Raw genomic sequence first — 13,464 nt, 5'->3', positions numbered from 1 at the left:
GATCAGGACAGGGCACGGTCGAGGTCCACGAGCAGGTCGTCGGCGGTCTCGATGCCGACGCTGAGCCGGATCAGGTCGGCCGGGACCTCGAGGTCCGTGCCCGCCACGCTCATGTGGGTCATCCGGGCGGGGTGCTCGATCAGGCTCTCGACGCCACCCAGCGACTCGCCCAGCGTGAACACCTCCGCCCGCGCGCACGCGTCGACCGCGGCCTGCTCGCCGTCGGCGTGCCGGAAGCTGACCATGCCGCCGAACCTCTTCATCTGCCGCGCGGCGACCGCGTGCCCGGGGTGCTCGGGCAGCCCCGGGTAGATCACCTGCGAGACCTTCGGGTGGCTGCTCAGGAACTCGACGACCTGCTCGGCGTTGTCGCAGTGCCGGTCCATCCGGACACCGAGGGTCTTGATGCCGCGATGGGTGAGGAAGCAGTCGAACGGCCCGGGCACGGCGCCCATCGAGTTCTGGTGGAACGTGATCGCCTCGGCCAGGTCCAGGTCTCGGACGACGACTGCGCCCCCGACCACGTCGCTGTGCCCGCCGACGTACTTGGTCGTCGAGTGCACGACGATGTCGGCGCCGAGGACGAGCGGCTGCTGGAGGTACGGCGAGGCGAAGGTGTTGTCGACGACCAGCAGCGCCCCGGCGTCGTGGGCGACCGAGGCCAGAGCCTCGATGTCGCCGATGGTGAGCAGCGGGTTGGTGGGGGTCTCGACCCAGACGATCCGGGTCGTCCCGGGCCGGACGGCGGCTCGCACCGCGTCGAGGTCCGAGACGGCCGCAGGCGTGTGCTCGAGCCCCCAGAGCTTCTCGACCTTGTCGAACAGCCGGAACGTCCCGCCGTACGCATCGTCCGGGATCACGCAGTGGTCGCCCGGCTTGGTCAGCGCGCGCAGGATCGTGTCCTCGGCGGCCAGACCGCTGGCGAACGCGAAGCCCCGCTCGCCCTCTTCGAGCGCCGCGAGCGCGCCCTCGAGCGCGGTGCGGGTCGGGTTGGCGCTGCGGCTGTACTCGTAGCCGCCGCGCAGCCCCCCGACGCCGTCCTGCTTGTACGTCGAGGTCGCGTAGATCGGTGGGATCACCGCACCGGTGGTCGGGTCCGGCTCGTAGCCGGCGTGGATGGCGCGGGTCTCGAACCCACTCTTCTGGCGGTGTTCCTGGCTCACGTGGCGAGCGTAAGGGTTCCGTCATCCCGCCCGGGAACGCGGTGGACTGCTTCGGTGTTGGACACTGTGAGAGCGCCATCCAGGTGCTCCGCGAAGGAGTGAACGTGTCGATCTTCTCCCGTACCAAGACCACGATGCCGACCGCGGACGAGGCGCTGCCCGGACGTGGTGGTCGTCAGTTCGAGATCGCCGGCAAGCACCGGGTGCTCGACGCCCCGGTCGTCACCGACGAGGTGCCCGACGGGTACGAGGTCGCGATCTTCGGGCTCGGCTGCTTCTGGGGCGCCGAGGAGATCTACTGGCAGTTGCCGGGAGTCTGGTCGACGTCCGTCGGGTACGCCGGCGGGATCACGCCGAACCCGACGTACGAAGAGGTCTGCACCGGCCGCACCGGCCACACCGAGGCCGTCCGCCTGGTCTACGACCCGGCCCAGGTCTCGTACGCGGACTTGGTCAAGAAGTTCTTCGAGGTCCACGACCCGACGCAGGGGATGCGGCAAGGCAACGACGTCGGCACCCAGTACCGCTCCGCGATCTACTGGACCACGCCCGAGCAGGAGCAGACCGCCCGCGAGCTGACCAAGATCTACGGCGACGAGCTGCACCGGCAGCGGGTCGGTGACATCACCACAGAGATCCGCCCGGCCACGGACATCACCTACTACTACGCCGAGGACCACCACCAGCAGTACCTCGCGAAGAACCCCTTCGGGTACCGCTGCCACGCCAACACCGGGATCCGGTTCCCCGAGACCGCCTGACCTCGGTTGCTAGCCTCACCCGGTGCCTGTTGAGGAACCGGGTGAGGCGCGCGACGAGTGCACCGTCATCACGCTCTGCGGCTCGATGCGGTTCGGTGCAGAGTTCGAGCGGCTTGACGCCGAGCTGACGCTGGCCGGACATGTGGTGCTCACCCCGACCGCCCTGGATCCGTCCGCAGAGCTCAACGCAGAGGAACGCGCACGGCTCGGCCGGGTCCACCTTCGGAAGGTCGCGATGTCGGACGAGGTCCTCATCGTCAACGTGGGCGGCTACGTCGGGGAAAGCACCCGTCGCGAGATCGAGCATGCACGATCGCGTGGGATCCCGGTGAAGTTCCTGGAGCCACAGGCCAATGATCACCTCGCTACCGCGGCCCCCGTCGCGGGCTCCGATCGTCCAGCAGCCTCACCAGCCTCTGCGGAGCACAGATCCGGTAGCTCTCGGTGACCAGGTCGGCGACCTCCGCCCAGTCGGTGTCGTCGTCGATCACCATCCCGACGATCGTCGGCGACCACGGCGGCTTGTAGAACGGCATCCCGGCGTGGACCAGCGCGAGCAGCTCCTCGCCGGTGGCACGGAAGGTCAGCACCGTGGTCGGATCCGCGACGCCGGTGATGTCGCGGAAGGATGACTCGTAGCCGGCCTGCGCGACCATGACGTGGGCGAAGGTCTTCGCGCGGACCCGCCATCGGATCCCGGTCCACGCGTCCTCCTCGTAGGCCTCGGGCAGCGCCAGGGCCGTCGCAGCCAGCCTGGCGACGATCTCGCCGTCGGGTTCGATCCGGTCCCTCGCGGACACGGACCAACCCTGTCATGGCTCCCGGCTACGACGCGCTCGGCAATGGGCGAGATAGCGTGCTGACGTGCGATTCGGGCTGGTGGGGACGGGTCCCTGGGCCGGCATGGCGCACGGCCCCGGACTCCTGGCAGCCGAGGGCGTCGAGCTGGTCGGTGTGTGGGGTCGCAGCCCGGAGAAGGCGAGCACTCTGGCCGCAGAGCTGGGCGTCTCGGCGTACGACGACTTCAAGACGCTCCTCTCGGACGTGGACGCCGTCGCCTTCGCTGTGCCGCCGCCGATCCAGGCCGAGCTGGCGGTGGTGGCCGCGAACGCGCGCAAGCACCTGCTGCTGGACAAACCGGTGGCGATGACCGTCGCCGACGCGCATGCCGTGCGTGACGCCGCGACGTCGGCCGGTGTGGCCTCGGTGGTCTTCTTCACCGACCGCTTCGCCGATGCATCTCGGGCGTGGTTGCGGGAGGTCCGGACGACCGAGGGATGGCGCGGCGGCTGGTTGCGGTCGTTCAGCTCACTGCAGGAGGCGGACAACCCCTTCGGCTCGTCACCGTGGCGGTGGGAGAACGGCGCGCTGTGGGACACCGGGCCGCACGCGTTGTCGACGTTGAGCGCTGCGCTCGGCGCGGTCAGGTCGCTCACGGCGGTGGGTGGGAACGGCGACCTGGTGACCTTGGTGATCCGTCATGAGTCCGGCGCGTCCAGCACCGCCTCGCTCACGCTGTTCGCCCCGCCGGCTGCGACCGGGTTCGAGGCCGCGGTGTGGGGTGACTCCGGCGTCTCCCCCATGCCCCTCCGCAGCGACCGGTCCGAGGCAGGACTGCTGGCCGTCGCGGCCCAGGAGCTCGTCGAGTCTGCCCGGAGCGGCGCCTCGCACGAGGTCGATGTCGCCTTCGGCGCCCGGATCGTCGAACTGCTCGCAGAGGCACAGGCTCAGCTCGACACGGCACGCAGCTCCTGACCCGTGGGCTGCCGGGTCGGGTCGCGAGAACGGCTGCATGCCCCGGACCCGCTGGTGCGACCGTTCGGCGCCCTGAGTCACCCCGCAAGGAGGGTAGGCGCGGCCGGTGAGAGGAACCCGCGGGCGACCTCGGTGGCGCGGGCGTGTGCGGCGCGGCGTCCGGGCTCGGGATCGGCCGTGGCCAGGTCGGGGCGGAACGAGATGCTGCGGATGTCGTCGACGCCGGCCCAGCGCAACCAGTCCTCGAAGAACGGCTGCTGGAAGTCGCTGCCGAACCCCGGGCCCCGATCGGGACCGTAGACCGCGCCGGTGTAGATGACGGCGGCGCGCTTGTTCTCCAGCAGGCCGCTGTAGCCGGCCTCGGGATCGAAGCTGAAGAGCATGCCCGGCTGGCTGATGACGTCGATGAGCTGCTTGAGGATGTACGGCACCGAGGCGTTCCACATGGGCACCGTGAACAGGTAGTGGTCGGCGGAGTCGAAGCGCTCGAACGTGTGGCGCGCGGCGCGCCACGCGGCCGCCTCCTCCCCGTCGGGGTCGGCGCCGGCGAAGACCGCCATCTTGGCGCCGGCGGCGGGCGGACCGAACTCCGGCAGGGCGCCGTCCCAGAGGTCCCAGTGCTCCACGGTGACCTCTGGATGGGCCGCGCGGAGCTCGTCGAGGAACGTCGCGGCGATGGCGAGTGACTCCGAGCGTGGGCCACGAGGGGATGCCGAGATGTGCAGCAGATTTGGCATGAGGATTCCTCCAAGGTTACGTGCGTACGCACATAGTTGTATCAAAGTGTGTGCGCACGCACAAGATCGAGTACGCTGCACCCGTGGGCACTTCCCTCTCCGAGACCTGGGGTGCACTGCTCAAGGTGCACGCGACGCTGGTGCCGCGCCTCGACCGCGAGCTGCAGGACACCCATGGGCTGCCTCTGACGTGGTACGACGTGCTGCTCGAGCTCAGCAGCGCCCCCGAACGACGCCTCACCATGGGTCAGCTCGGCTCGGTCGCCGCCGTGAGCCGGACCCGGGTCAGCCGGGTCGTCGACGAGCTGACACGCGCCGGGCTGGTGACGCGCGAGCCGAACCCGCACGACGGTCGATCGGCGTACGCAGGCCTGACGCCTGCGGGGCGTGCGGCCCTGCGCAAGGCGCAGCCGACCTACCTCGCCGCCGTGCACCGGGAGTTCACCGACCACCTGACAGCGCGCGAGAGCGAGGTCCTGGCGACGGCTCTTCGCAAGGTGCTGGCAGCGAGCGTCCCCGAGCCGTAGCAGGCGGATGTCTCGATGCGCGTCCTGTGCACCAGACTTGCGACGTGACGACTACCCGGATTCCTGGTCTGGTGATCACCGACCACCTCGTGGAAGTCCCGTTGGATCACGCCGCTCCGGACGACGGGCGCATGATTGACCTGTTCGCCCGCGACGTGGTCGCGGCCGGTCGCGAGAATGATGATCTGCCGTGGTTGCTGTTCCTGCAGGGCGGGCCGGGTGGGAAGTCCCCGCGGCCCGGCGCGACCGGCGCCGGATGGCTGGAGCAAGCGACGCGCACGCATCGGGTGCTGCTGCTCGATCAGCGAGGCACGGGCCGGAGCACGCCGCTGACCCGCCGGACCGTCGCGGGCCTCTCCGACGCCGAGATCGCGTCGTACCTCCGCCTGTTCCGGGCCGACAGCATCGTCAGGGACGCCGAGGTGCTGCGCGACCGGGTCGCCGGTGGCCGGACCTGGGAGACGCTGGGGCAGAGCTACGGCGGGTTCGTCACGATGGTCTATCTGTCGTTGGCGCCCGAAGGGCTGGATGCCTGTTACGTCACCGGCGGCCTCCCCGGGCTGACCGCCACGGCCGACGACGTGTACGCGCGCACCTACCCGCGGGTGGCCACGAAGAACGCAGCGTTCTACGCCCGCTACCCGGACGACGCCGTGCTGGTACGGCGGATCGCCGACCACCTGGACACGCACGAGGTTCTGCTGCCCGACGGCGACCGGCTGACCACCCGTCGGTTCCGGCTGCTCGGCAACGCGTTCGGCATGAGCGACGGGTACGAGCGTCTGCACTGGTTGATGGAGGAGGCGTGGCACGGCGACTCGTTGTCGGACGTCTTCCTCTACACCGTGCAGGACCTGACCGCGTTCGTCGAGGGGCCGCTGTTCGCTCTCCAGGAGTACTGCTACGGACAGCCGGAATCGGGAGCGAGCGCCTGGGCCGCGGAGCGGGCGATGGAGCAGTACCCGGAGTTCGCCGAGCAGCACGACCCACTGCTGTTCACCGGTGAGATGTTCTACAGCTGGATGTTCGAGGAGATCCGCGCGCTCGAGCCGTTCAAGGGCGCGGCGGCGGAGTTGGCGGCGTACGACGACTGGGGGTCGCTGTACGACCTGGATCGGCTCGCGAGAAACGAGGTACCGGTGCTCGCGGCCGTCTACCACGACGACATGTATGTCGACGCCGGGCTTCAGCTCGACACCGCCCGTCGCGTCGGGAACGTGCGCGCGTGGGTCACCAACGAGCACGAGCACGACGGTCTGCGCGTCGACGCGGCGGCGGTGCTGGGCCGGCTGATGGACATGCGCGCGGGCCGAGTCTGAAGGACCGCATCAGGTGACGGAGCGACGTCCTCTCCGAACCTGGATGCCGATCACCACCACGACCACCACGATGGTCAGGATCGTCGAGTAGTGGTCGATCCGGTGGACCACGTCGACGGCGGGCTTGCCGACGACGTACCCGAGGCCGACGACCGGGCCGACCCACAGCAGCGTGCCGACGACGTCCAGGGCCAGGAAGGTGCGCAGACGCATCCCCGACAGGCCGGCCGCCACGTAGATCAGCAGGGACGGCAGCGGCAGGTAGTAGGCCAGCACGACGGCCACCGGGCCGAAGCGGCCGGCCATCCGCTCGAGCCGGGCGGCACGCGCTTCACGTCTCGCCACCCCGCGCGGCGACGGGTCGCGACCCAGGACCAGGTGCAGTGCCCGGTCACCCCACTGCCGACCCGCCCACCAGAAGACCCAGTCGAACATCATCGACCCGGGCACACCGGCCACCACCGCGAACCACAACGGCAGCTCCCCCAGCCGGCTGTGCGCCCCGACCGTCACCTCGGCCAGGGTCGACCCGCTGATGATCTCCAGCAGCAACGGATGCGACCCGAGCAGGGCCGGGACGAGCGGCCACAGCGCGAGCGAGTACACGGCGTACAGACCGATCAGCAGCCCGATCGTGGTGTCCACCCGTCCGGCGCCTCCACCCCACGGCCTGGACACCCGTCGTCGCGTCTGCGGCTCCGGGCCGTCCGTGGCGAGGGTCATCGGATCGAGTGTCCCACCCAGCTGGAAACCGTAAATCCGTACGACGTTCCAGTTGCCTCGACCCGGGTCCGGGGTGACAGTGGAGACACACGGTTGTCGAAGGTCGGAGATTGGGTCATGGGCTCCTTGTTGAGTGTGCCGCCTCGCTCCATCAGCGTGCCTGCCCCGCCCTCCCGCCGCGAACGCCTGCGCCTGGCCCGGTGCGACGCCGTCGCCGCACGGCTGGCCGAGCTCCATGCGATCGCCGACCTGCTCGCGGAGGCCGCCGCGGTGGTCCGCAGCGGCTGGGTCCAGAACGCGTGGTTCGCCGTGGCCACGCCCCAGGGCGAGCGACTGCTCACCGCCCACCAGGTGAAGCACGTCTACGTGTACCCGGTCACGGGCGCCTGTCTGGCCGGCTCCATCGTCCTGGCCGCCGGCGGTCCGGATCAAGCCACGACGCAGCTGGTCCAGCGCAGCTTGGACCTCACCTGGCACGCCCTCCGCGACGACGCGGAGCCACCCGCCGTCCTGTGCCCCTCGCCACCGGTCCGCACGATGCGTCTGCGCGACCTCACCCGCTGGAACGACGCCCCCGGGCGCACTCGGACCGAGGTCACCGACCTGCTCAGCTCCGCCAGGGATCTGGCCGCACGGCACGGCACGGTCATGCCCGCATGAAGTCCGCGACCAGTCGTCCGAGCTCCTCGCCGGCGTCCTCCTGGAGAAAGTGGCCGGCGTTCTCGATGGTCGGGTGACCGAGCCCGCGAGCGCCGGGGATGAGCTCGCGCAGGACCGGTGCCATCGCGCCGGTGATCGGGTCGCCGTCGCTGAACGCGACCAGGAACGGCAGCTCGCCGGCCGAGAGGGTCGCCCACGCGGCACGGTTCGCCGCACTGGCTGGATCGTCGGGTCGGGTCGGCACCAGACCCGGCATGGCGCGAACACCGGCCTTGGCGCGCTCCTCCGGGAAGGGCGCGTCGTACGCGGCGCGGACGTCGTCTGCCATCGGGCGCACGCAGCCGGCGGCGACCAGGCGCCCGACGTCAAGCTCCTCAGCAGACTCGACCGCGCGGCGGAACAGCCACCAGATCTCGGGCATGTCGACGTCACCGGTCGGCAGCCCGGTGTTGGCAGCCACCACCCGCGCGAAGCGCTCGGGGTGCTCGGCGACCAGGCGGAGCCCGATCAGTCCGCCCCAGTCCTGGCCCACCAGCGTGACCTGGCGCAGGTCGAGGTGGTCGAACACCAGCTCGCGGGTCCACTCCACGAGCCGGGCGTAGGAGTAGTCCCTCTGGTCGAGGGGTTTGTCGGAGCGGCCGAAGCCGACCATGTCCGGTGCCACGCACCTGACCCCGCCCTCGCTGAGCACCCGGATCACGTGCCGGTACAGGAAGGACCAGGAAGGCTCACCGTGCAGCAGCAGCGCCACCGGCCCGTCGGCCGGCCCGGCGTCGACGTACGCCATGCGCAGAGTGCCGCCGTCGGGGTCGGCGACCTCGGCGTACGCCGGTTGCCAGCCGAAGTCGGGAACCAGCTCGAAGGCCGCGTCCGGGGTCCGGTAGACCTGCATTCCGGCAGTCTGACAGGCGCGCCTGCGAGCGTTCCGCACGGACGGTCGGCAGGTCGTGCGGTCGCTCAGGCCGGAGCGGCGGCGAGCACGCTGAACCCGCTCGCGGTCGGCGTCTCCCCCTGGAGCGTGAAGCCTCCCGCCTCGAACAGGGCTGCGAACTCCTCGCGTGATCGCTCCCGTCCACCGGCCATGACGAGCATGTTCAGGTCCGAGAGCTTCGTTTCGAGACCTTCATTCGGTGGTCCGAGGACGCGCTCGACAACGAGAAGAGTCGCGTCGGCGCCCATCGCCCGCCTGCACGTACGAAGGATGTCCGCGGCATCGTCGTCGAGCCAGTCGTGCAGGATCGACTTGAGGAGGTAACCATCCCCACCGGTGGGCACCGCGTCGAAAAAGCTGCCGCCGACGATCTGGCAGCGGTCCGCGACGCCGGCCTTCCGCAGAAGGTCGTCCGCGCCGTCGAGCACGTGGGGCTGGTCGAACACCACGCCGTTGAGCAGGGGATGCGACTGGAGGATTGCAGCCAGGAACGTCCCGAGCCCACCGCCGACGTCGACGAGCGTCCTGAAGCCGTCGAAGTCGTACGCCTCGAGGACCGCCGCGTTCGTGCGGCGCGTCTGGGCGACCATCGCGGCGTCGAAGATGGCAGCCTCCTTCGCGCGCTCGGCCCGATAGGTCCAGACATCGACCCCGTGGAGCCGTTTGAAGGCGTTCTCGCCGCTCTCGACGCTGTCGAGGAGGTGCCCCCAGGTTTCCCAGTGGTGTGGTCGGCCGAGAAAGGCGAGCAGGCCCGCGATCGAGTCCGGCGCCTCGGTTCGAAGGGGCTCGCCGAGCGGCGTGAGCGAGAAGCGATCGCCCACGACCTCCGCCACGACACCCACCGCCGCCAGTGCGCGGAGCAATCTCCGCAGCGCGTCCGCGTCGGCGTGCGCGGCGGTCGCGAGATCCTCCGGCGTTCGCGACGCATCGGCAAGAAGGTCCGGGATCCCGAGAGCGGTCGCGGCGTAGAGCGCCTGCGTGACCCGGTAGCCGTTCACCAGCTCCGCGAGCGTCGCCACCACGCGAGCGTGACAACGGGCACGCACCACGTCAACTGCGTACGGGCTCACCCCGAGCTCGACTCAGCGAGTCTTCACCGAACGCGTCCGGCGACTGTCGCCTACTGGGAGTGAACTGCCGCTTCACGCGGGGTGATAGCCGCAACGCCGTCCCGCCTTGTGCCAGGCTCGGCCTGACACCACGATTCGTCAGATGGAGGGGTCTGGTGATCGAGAGCCAGGATCTGGAACTGATCCGACGAGTGACTCGCCATACAGATGCTGAACACGTTGCCGAGGCCGCATACCGTCAGCTCGACGACTTGCTGCGGACGCTGGACGACCGGGACTGGACCGCGCCGACGGCATGCCCGGGCTGGTCGGTCTCCGACATGGTCGGCCATCTGATCGGCGCCGCCCGCGGCAACGCAACGCTGCGTGAGTACACCCGCCAGCAACTCTGGGGTCTTCGCCACCGGCACGAGTTCGGGGGCAACCCGTTGGACGCCGTCAATGCCCTCCACGTGAGAGAACATGCCCATCTCCCCGCCTCGCGGCGCGCCGATGTCCTGCGCGCGCTCGTCCCCGACGCGATTCGCGGACGCCTGCGGCTGTCCGCGTGGGTCGGCCGGGTGAGCATCCCGATCTCTTCCGGTGGGTCCGCTGCGGCCGGGATGCCACGCACGGTCAATCTCGGTCGCCTGCTCGACGTGGTCTACACACGTGACGTGTGGATGCACACGATGGACATAGCGGAGGCGGTCGGTCGGGATCTGCCGTTCACGTCAGCCGTGAACGGCCGCCTCGTCCAGGACGTCGTCGTCGACTGGGTTCAACGGCACGGCCGGCCGGTCGAGCTGGTCCTCACAGGCCCCGCCGGTGGCCGTTACCGGTGGGGCTCCGACGGCACCGTCATCGATCTCGACGCGATGGTCTTCTGCCGGACCTTGTCCGGCCGGGTCCAAGGAGATGGCCTCTTGAACGTGAAGATCTTGTTCTGAAAGGGCTCATCGCGACGCTCGTGGGTCGCGCTGCCTCCGCGTCGGCGGGTCCTGGCGCGGAAGACCGTGGAGCCGGCGATCGCGGCCTGCGAGGATCGTCCGCGTGAGTGAGGCTGGTGACAAGGGCCCCGCCATGACGCTCTCCGACGGCAGGGTCACCCTGCGTCCGTGGTCGAAAGACGATGCGCGGTTCATGGCGGAAGCAAGCGCGGACCCAGCGATCCGGCGCTACAACGGGGCTCACGACCGGCAGGGACGCCCGGCTCCGCCGCTTTCAGTCCCTGAGGCCGAAGCCGCCGTCGATCAGTTCGTGCTGAGCTGGCGCGCGTTGGCCGCATCCGGGACTCCGGCCGGCGTCGCGTTCGCGATCGCAGACGCGGAGACCGGCCAGTTGGTGGGCTGTTGCGGGGTTGACGATTGGACCAAGGAGGACGTCGCCCAGTTCGGATACTGGATCGCAGCAGAGGCGAGAGGCCGCGGGTACGCCACGCGGGCGGTGATCCTCCTGACACGGTGGCTCTTCGAGCTCGGGGCAGCTCGTGTCTTCCTCACCATCGTCGCGGAGAACGAGGAATCTCTCGCGGTAGCCCACCGAGCGGGTTTCGTGTACGAGGGAACCATGCGCGCCCACAGCATCTGGCAGGGCGAACGCTGTGACGTGATGTGGTTCGCCGCGCTACCGCTCGAGTGGACAGGCTGAGGCAAACAGCTCGCGTCGTACTCCGCATCCGCCCACTTCCACGACCCCGCGATCACGATCGGCCGCGCCGTCAAGGTCGTGCATGATGGCGGGATGGAGCTCCAGACCGAGCACTCTGAGTTCACGGCCTGGCCACAGCTCGTCGGCACCTGGTCGATCGAGGCCGGCCACCCGCTGCTTCCCGGAGAGGAGATCCGCGGCACCGCCGTCTTCGAATGGCTGCCGGATCAGCATTTCCTGGTGATGCGTGGCCACTACGAGCACCCGGAGATCCCCGACGCCGTCACCGTGACCGGGATCGTCGATGGTGCTCCGGCGATGCACTACTTCGACCCCCGCGGCAAGCACCGCATCTTCGCGGTGTCCCTCACCGAAGCGGGCTGGCGCTACTGGAATGACGACGCGTCGTTCGCCCAGCGGTTCATCGGCAGCTTCGAGGACGACGGTGTGATCACCGGCCGCGCCGAGCGCTCGGAGGACGACGGGCACACCTGGGAGCTCGACCTGGAGATCACCTATCGGCGGGTACAGGGGGTCGACGTCTAGCGATCTGGTCTCGTCGGGCGGCAGCGGTTCCAGCAGACCGCGCGGTGATGCTGGAGAACCCGTCCGGGGTCATGCAGGGACCTGGCGTGGCGGGAGGACGACGCACCGGCTGTGGCACAGCTCCGCGAGCGTGTCGTCGGCCTCGTGCGGGTTGTGATCCCCTCGAACCCGCGGGTTACCGCCTGCGGGTAATCCGACAGGTTCCAGCCGGCAGCCTGATCGGCTGAGCGACGCCGACGGGCACGAGGTGACGCCGACAGCGCACCCCCGGGCGTGTGTCCGGGCCCGAGAACCCGAGGACGTGCTGTCGTTGAGCGAGGGTTGATCAGATGAAAGGACAACCTGCGTGGAACTGGCCGGCATTGCCGCCGTACGTCTGGATCAGCGCGCCCAGGCTCGATCCCCAGGTCGGGTTGTCGGGATCTGTCGGGTTGTTCACCCAGGGGCCGGGTGACTGAGACGGCAGGACGCCGTGACCGCCCGGGCGGGCATTGGTCGCGTTGCCGTAGAGCTGGTCGACGCAGCCACCCACGCCGTTGCCATGGTCACCCGGGGCCGCGTTCGCCGGCGACGCAAGGCCGAGAGCCAGAAGTGCGCCAGCCGCCACGGCAGCCGTCTTGACGGTGAGATTCATGTTGTGTCCTCCAGGTCGTCGAGCGGCCTCCTTGATGGCAGCTCCGAGACTCGACGGCCCCACGTTAGGTCGATATGTCGTAGTACGTGGCACGTTTGGGAGGATCGGCCGCGTTCCCGGGCCACTTCACCACCTACGTGCGCGCCGCAGGGGCGACACGACGAGGGCCTGACAGAGCGTTGTCAGCCTCTGCGAGCGTGACTAGCGTCGAGCCGGTGGGAGCGAAGCCGAGTCCTGACCTGGTCCCCCCGCTCGAGCGGGATCGGCTGCGAGCGCTGGTCGACGCAGACATCTCGACGGCGGAGCGAATGCATGCCGACGACTATCAGCTCGTCCCCCCAGGTGGCGGAGCCATCTCCAAGAGCGAGTATCTGGGAGCGATCGCCTCCGGGGACTTCCGTTACGCGACGTTCGAGCCAGCCTCCGAGCTCGCCGTTCTGGTCGGTCGGGACATGGTCGCACTGCGGTATCGCGCGCACATCGAGGCTCACTTCGGTGAGAGTTCGGACGAGGGAGAGTTCTGGCACACCGACGTGTGGCAGCTCCGCCCGGACGGGTGGCAGGTCGTCTGGTCCCAAGCGACCCGCCGTCGGGCCGGTCGGTCAGCGGGATGACCCGCGCAGCTTGCGCCAACCGCCAGCCCGGTTGTTCGCGACGATGGCCCTGATCAGCTCCGTCAAGGCTGGTCGGTTGATCAGGTCTCCGTCGTAGATCTGGATGGCGCGTCCGGTCGCGTTGTTGTGGCCCTGGTTGATGATCCGCTGGGGATCGGGAGCGGTCGGGTCGTAGAGGAACAAGTTGACGTGATCCTTCGCGGCCAGCAGCGCGCACACGTTGCCGTGGAGGACGAAGTACGGCTGAACGGTCCGCTTGATCGTCTCCTCGATCTCAGGGTCGGCCGCCCAGATGATCTCGCGGAGTTCGCGGCAGATGTCTTGCTGCCATGGAGGCAGTCGGTCGATGTAGCTGTCCACCCCGGAGTGAGCTCGGGTCACGTGGCGGACTCTAT

General features: G+C 69.4%; 17 protein-coding genes. 9 read left to right on the top strand and 8 right to left on the bottom strand.

The genetic code is table 11. The features are described 5' to 3' along the window. Positions 1 to 2: 2 nt before the first annotated feature. Positions 3 to 1,163, bottom strand: a complete 1,161-nt coding sequence (locus VGK78_RS09930) for a cystathionine gamma-synthase (RefSeq protein ID WP_331527462.1) — start codon at positions 1,161 to 1,163, stop codon at positions 3 to 5. Positions 1,164 to 1,273: 110 nt separating this feature from the next. Here VGK78_RS09930 and msrA point away from each other — a divergent pair, with 110 nt between their 5' ends. Further along, positions 1,274 to 1,924, top strand: coding sequence for a peptide-methionine (S)-S-oxide reductase MsrA (gene msrA / locus VGK78_RS09925; RefSeq protein ID WP_414690671.1), 651 nt, complete (start codon positions 1,274 to 1,276; stop codon positions 1,922 to 1,924). A 365-nt stretch (positions 1,925 to 2,289) separates the two neighbouring features. On the opposite strand, the gene VGK78_RS09920 is transcribed toward msrA, so the two are convergent. Beyond that, on the bottom strand, positions 2,290 to 2,724 hold the full coding sequence (locus VGK78_RS09920; protein ID WP_331527461.1) for an MmcQ/YjbR family DNA-binding protein: 435 nt from the start codon (positions 2,722 to 2,724) through the stop codon (positions 2,290 to 2,292). 64 nt (positions 2,725 to 2,788) lie between these two features. Here VGK78_RS09920 and VGK78_RS09915 point away from each other — a divergent pair, with 64 nt between their 5' ends. Continuing rightward, positions 2,789 to 3,679: a Gfo/Idh/MocA family protein gene (locus tag VGK78_RS09915; protein WP_331527460.1), complete on the top strand. Its 891-nt coding sequence runs from the start codon at positions 2,789 to 2,791 to the stop codon at positions 3,677 to 3,679. A 77-nt stretch (positions 3,680 to 3,756) separates the two neighbouring features. Here VGK78_RS09915 and VGK78_RS09910 read toward each other — a convergent pair whose 3' ends face one another. Continuing rightward, complete coding sequence (locus VGK78_RS09910) at positions 3,757 to 4,416, bottom strand: FMN-dependent NADH-azoreductase (RefSeq protein WP_331527459.1); 660 nt, start codon at positions 4,414 to 4,416, stop codon at positions 3,757 to 3,759. An 83-nt stretch (positions 4,417 to 4,499) separates the two neighbouring features. Here VGK78_RS09910 and VGK78_RS09905 point away from each other — a divergent pair, with 83 nt between their 5' ends. Beyond that, on the top strand, positions 4,500 to 4,943 hold the full coding sequence (locus VGK78_RS09905; RefSeq protein ID WP_331527458.1) for a MarR family winged helix-turn-helix transcriptional regulator: 444 nt from the start codon (positions 4,500 to 4,502) through the stop codon (positions 4,941 to 4,943). Between the two features lie 131 nt (positions 4,944 to 5,074). Next, the gene (locus VGK78_RS09900; protein WP_331527457.1) at positions 5,075 to 6,262 is read left to right on the top strand and encodes an alpha/beta fold hydrolase; all 1,188 of its coding nucleotides are present in this window, start codon (positions 5,075 to 5,077) and stop codon (positions 6,260 to 6,262) included. Positions 6,263 to 6,271: 9 nt separating this feature from the next. On the opposite strand, the gene VGK78_RS09895 is transcribed toward VGK78_RS09900, so the two are convergent. After that, positions 6,272 to 6,985 (bottom strand): DedA family protein, encoded by a 714-nt coding sequence (locus tag VGK78_RS09895; RefSeq protein WP_331527456.1) that lies wholly within the window; start codon positions 6,983 to 6,985, stop codon positions 6,272 to 6,274. Positions 6,986 to 7,141: 156 nt separating this feature from the next. Between VGK78_RS09895 and VGK78_RS09890 the strand changes: the two genes are divergently transcribed. Beyond that, positions 7,142 to 7,645 (top strand): DUF6197 family protein, encoded by a 504-nt coding sequence (locus tag VGK78_RS09890; RefSeq protein ID WP_331527455.1) that lies wholly within the window; start codon positions 7,142 to 7,144, stop codon positions 7,643 to 7,645. Here VGK78_RS09890 and VGK78_RS09885 read toward each other — a convergent pair. Beyond that, complete coding sequence (locus VGK78_RS09885) at positions 7,632 to 8,537, bottom strand: haloalkane dehalogenase (RefSeq protein ID WP_331527454.1); 906 nt, start codon at positions 8,535 to 8,537, stop codon at positions 7,632 to 7,634. The two genes, VGK78_RS09890 and VGK78_RS09885, sit on opposite strands and share 14 nt — an antisense overlap. A 65-nt stretch (positions 8,538 to 8,602) precedes the next feature. After that, positions 8,603 to 9,595, bottom strand: a complete 993-nt coding sequence (locus VGK78_RS09880; RefSeq protein WP_331527453.1) for a methyltransferase — start codon at positions 9,593 to 9,595, stop codon at positions 8,603 to 8,605. Between the two features lie 206 nt (positions 9,596 to 9,801). Here VGK78_RS09880 and VGK78_RS09875 point away from each other — a divergent pair, with 206 nt between their 5' ends. The 3 genes from VGK78_RS09875 to VGK78_RS09865 all read left to right on the top strand — a co-directional run bounded on the left by VGK78_RS09875 (position 9,802) and on the right by VGK78_RS09865 (position 11,821). Next, complete coding sequence (locus VGK78_RS09875; protein WP_331527452.1) at positions 9,802 to 10,575, top strand: maleylpyruvate isomerase family mycothiol-dependent enzyme; 774 nt, start codon at positions 9,802 to 9,804, stop codon at positions 10,573 to 10,575. Between the two features lie 133 nt (positions 10,576 to 10,708). Then, the gene (locus VGK78_RS09870) at positions 10,709 to 11,275 is read left to right on the top strand and encodes a GNAT family N-acetyltransferase (RefSeq protein ID WP_331527451.1); all 567 of its coding nucleotides are present in this window, start codon (positions 10,709 to 10,711) and stop codon (positions 11,273 to 11,275) included. A 93-nt stretch (positions 11,276 to 11,368) separates the two neighbouring features. Further along, positions 11,369 to 11,821: a hypothetical protein gene (locus tag VGK78_RS09865; protein ID WP_331527450.1), complete on the top strand. Its 453-nt coding sequence runs from the start codon at positions 11,369 to 11,371 to the stop codon at positions 11,819 to 11,821. Between the two features lie 325 nt (positions 11,822 to 12,146). Here VGK78_RS09865 and VGK78_RS09860 read toward each other — a convergent pair whose 3' ends face one another. Beyond that, on the bottom strand, positions 12,147 to 12,455 hold the full coding sequence (locus VGK78_RS09860) for a hypothetical protein (protein ID WP_331527449.1): 309 nt from the start codon (positions 12,453 to 12,455) through the stop codon (positions 12,147 to 12,149). An 86-nt stretch (positions 12,456 to 12,541) separates the two neighbouring features. Between VGK78_RS09860 and VGK78_RS20345 the strand changes: the two genes are divergently transcribed. Then, positions 12,542 to 13,069, top strand: a complete 528-nt coding sequence (locus tag VGK78_RS20345; protein ID WP_414690664.1) for a nuclear transport factor 2 family protein — start codon at positions 12,542 to 12,544, stop codon at positions 13,067 to 13,069. Here VGK78_RS20345 and VGK78_RS09855 read toward each other — a convergent pair. Continuing rightward, positions 13,058 to 13,450 (bottom strand): DUF1801 domain-containing protein, encoded by a 393-nt coding sequence (locus VGK78_RS09855; RefSeq protein WP_331527448.1) that lies wholly within the window; start codon positions 13,448 to 13,450, stop codon positions 13,058 to 13,060. The two genes, VGK78_RS20345 and VGK78_RS09855, sit on opposite strands and share 12 nt — an antisense overlap. Between the last annotated feature and the right edge of the window lie 14 nt (positions 13,451 to 13,464).

Source organism: Nocardioides sp. (assembly GCF_036503465.1).
Taxonomy (GTDB): Bacteria; Actinomycetota; Actinomycetes; order Propionibacteriales; family Nocardioidaceae; genus Nocardioides.
This window is presented reverse-complemented; position numbering and strand designations above follow the sequence as displayed.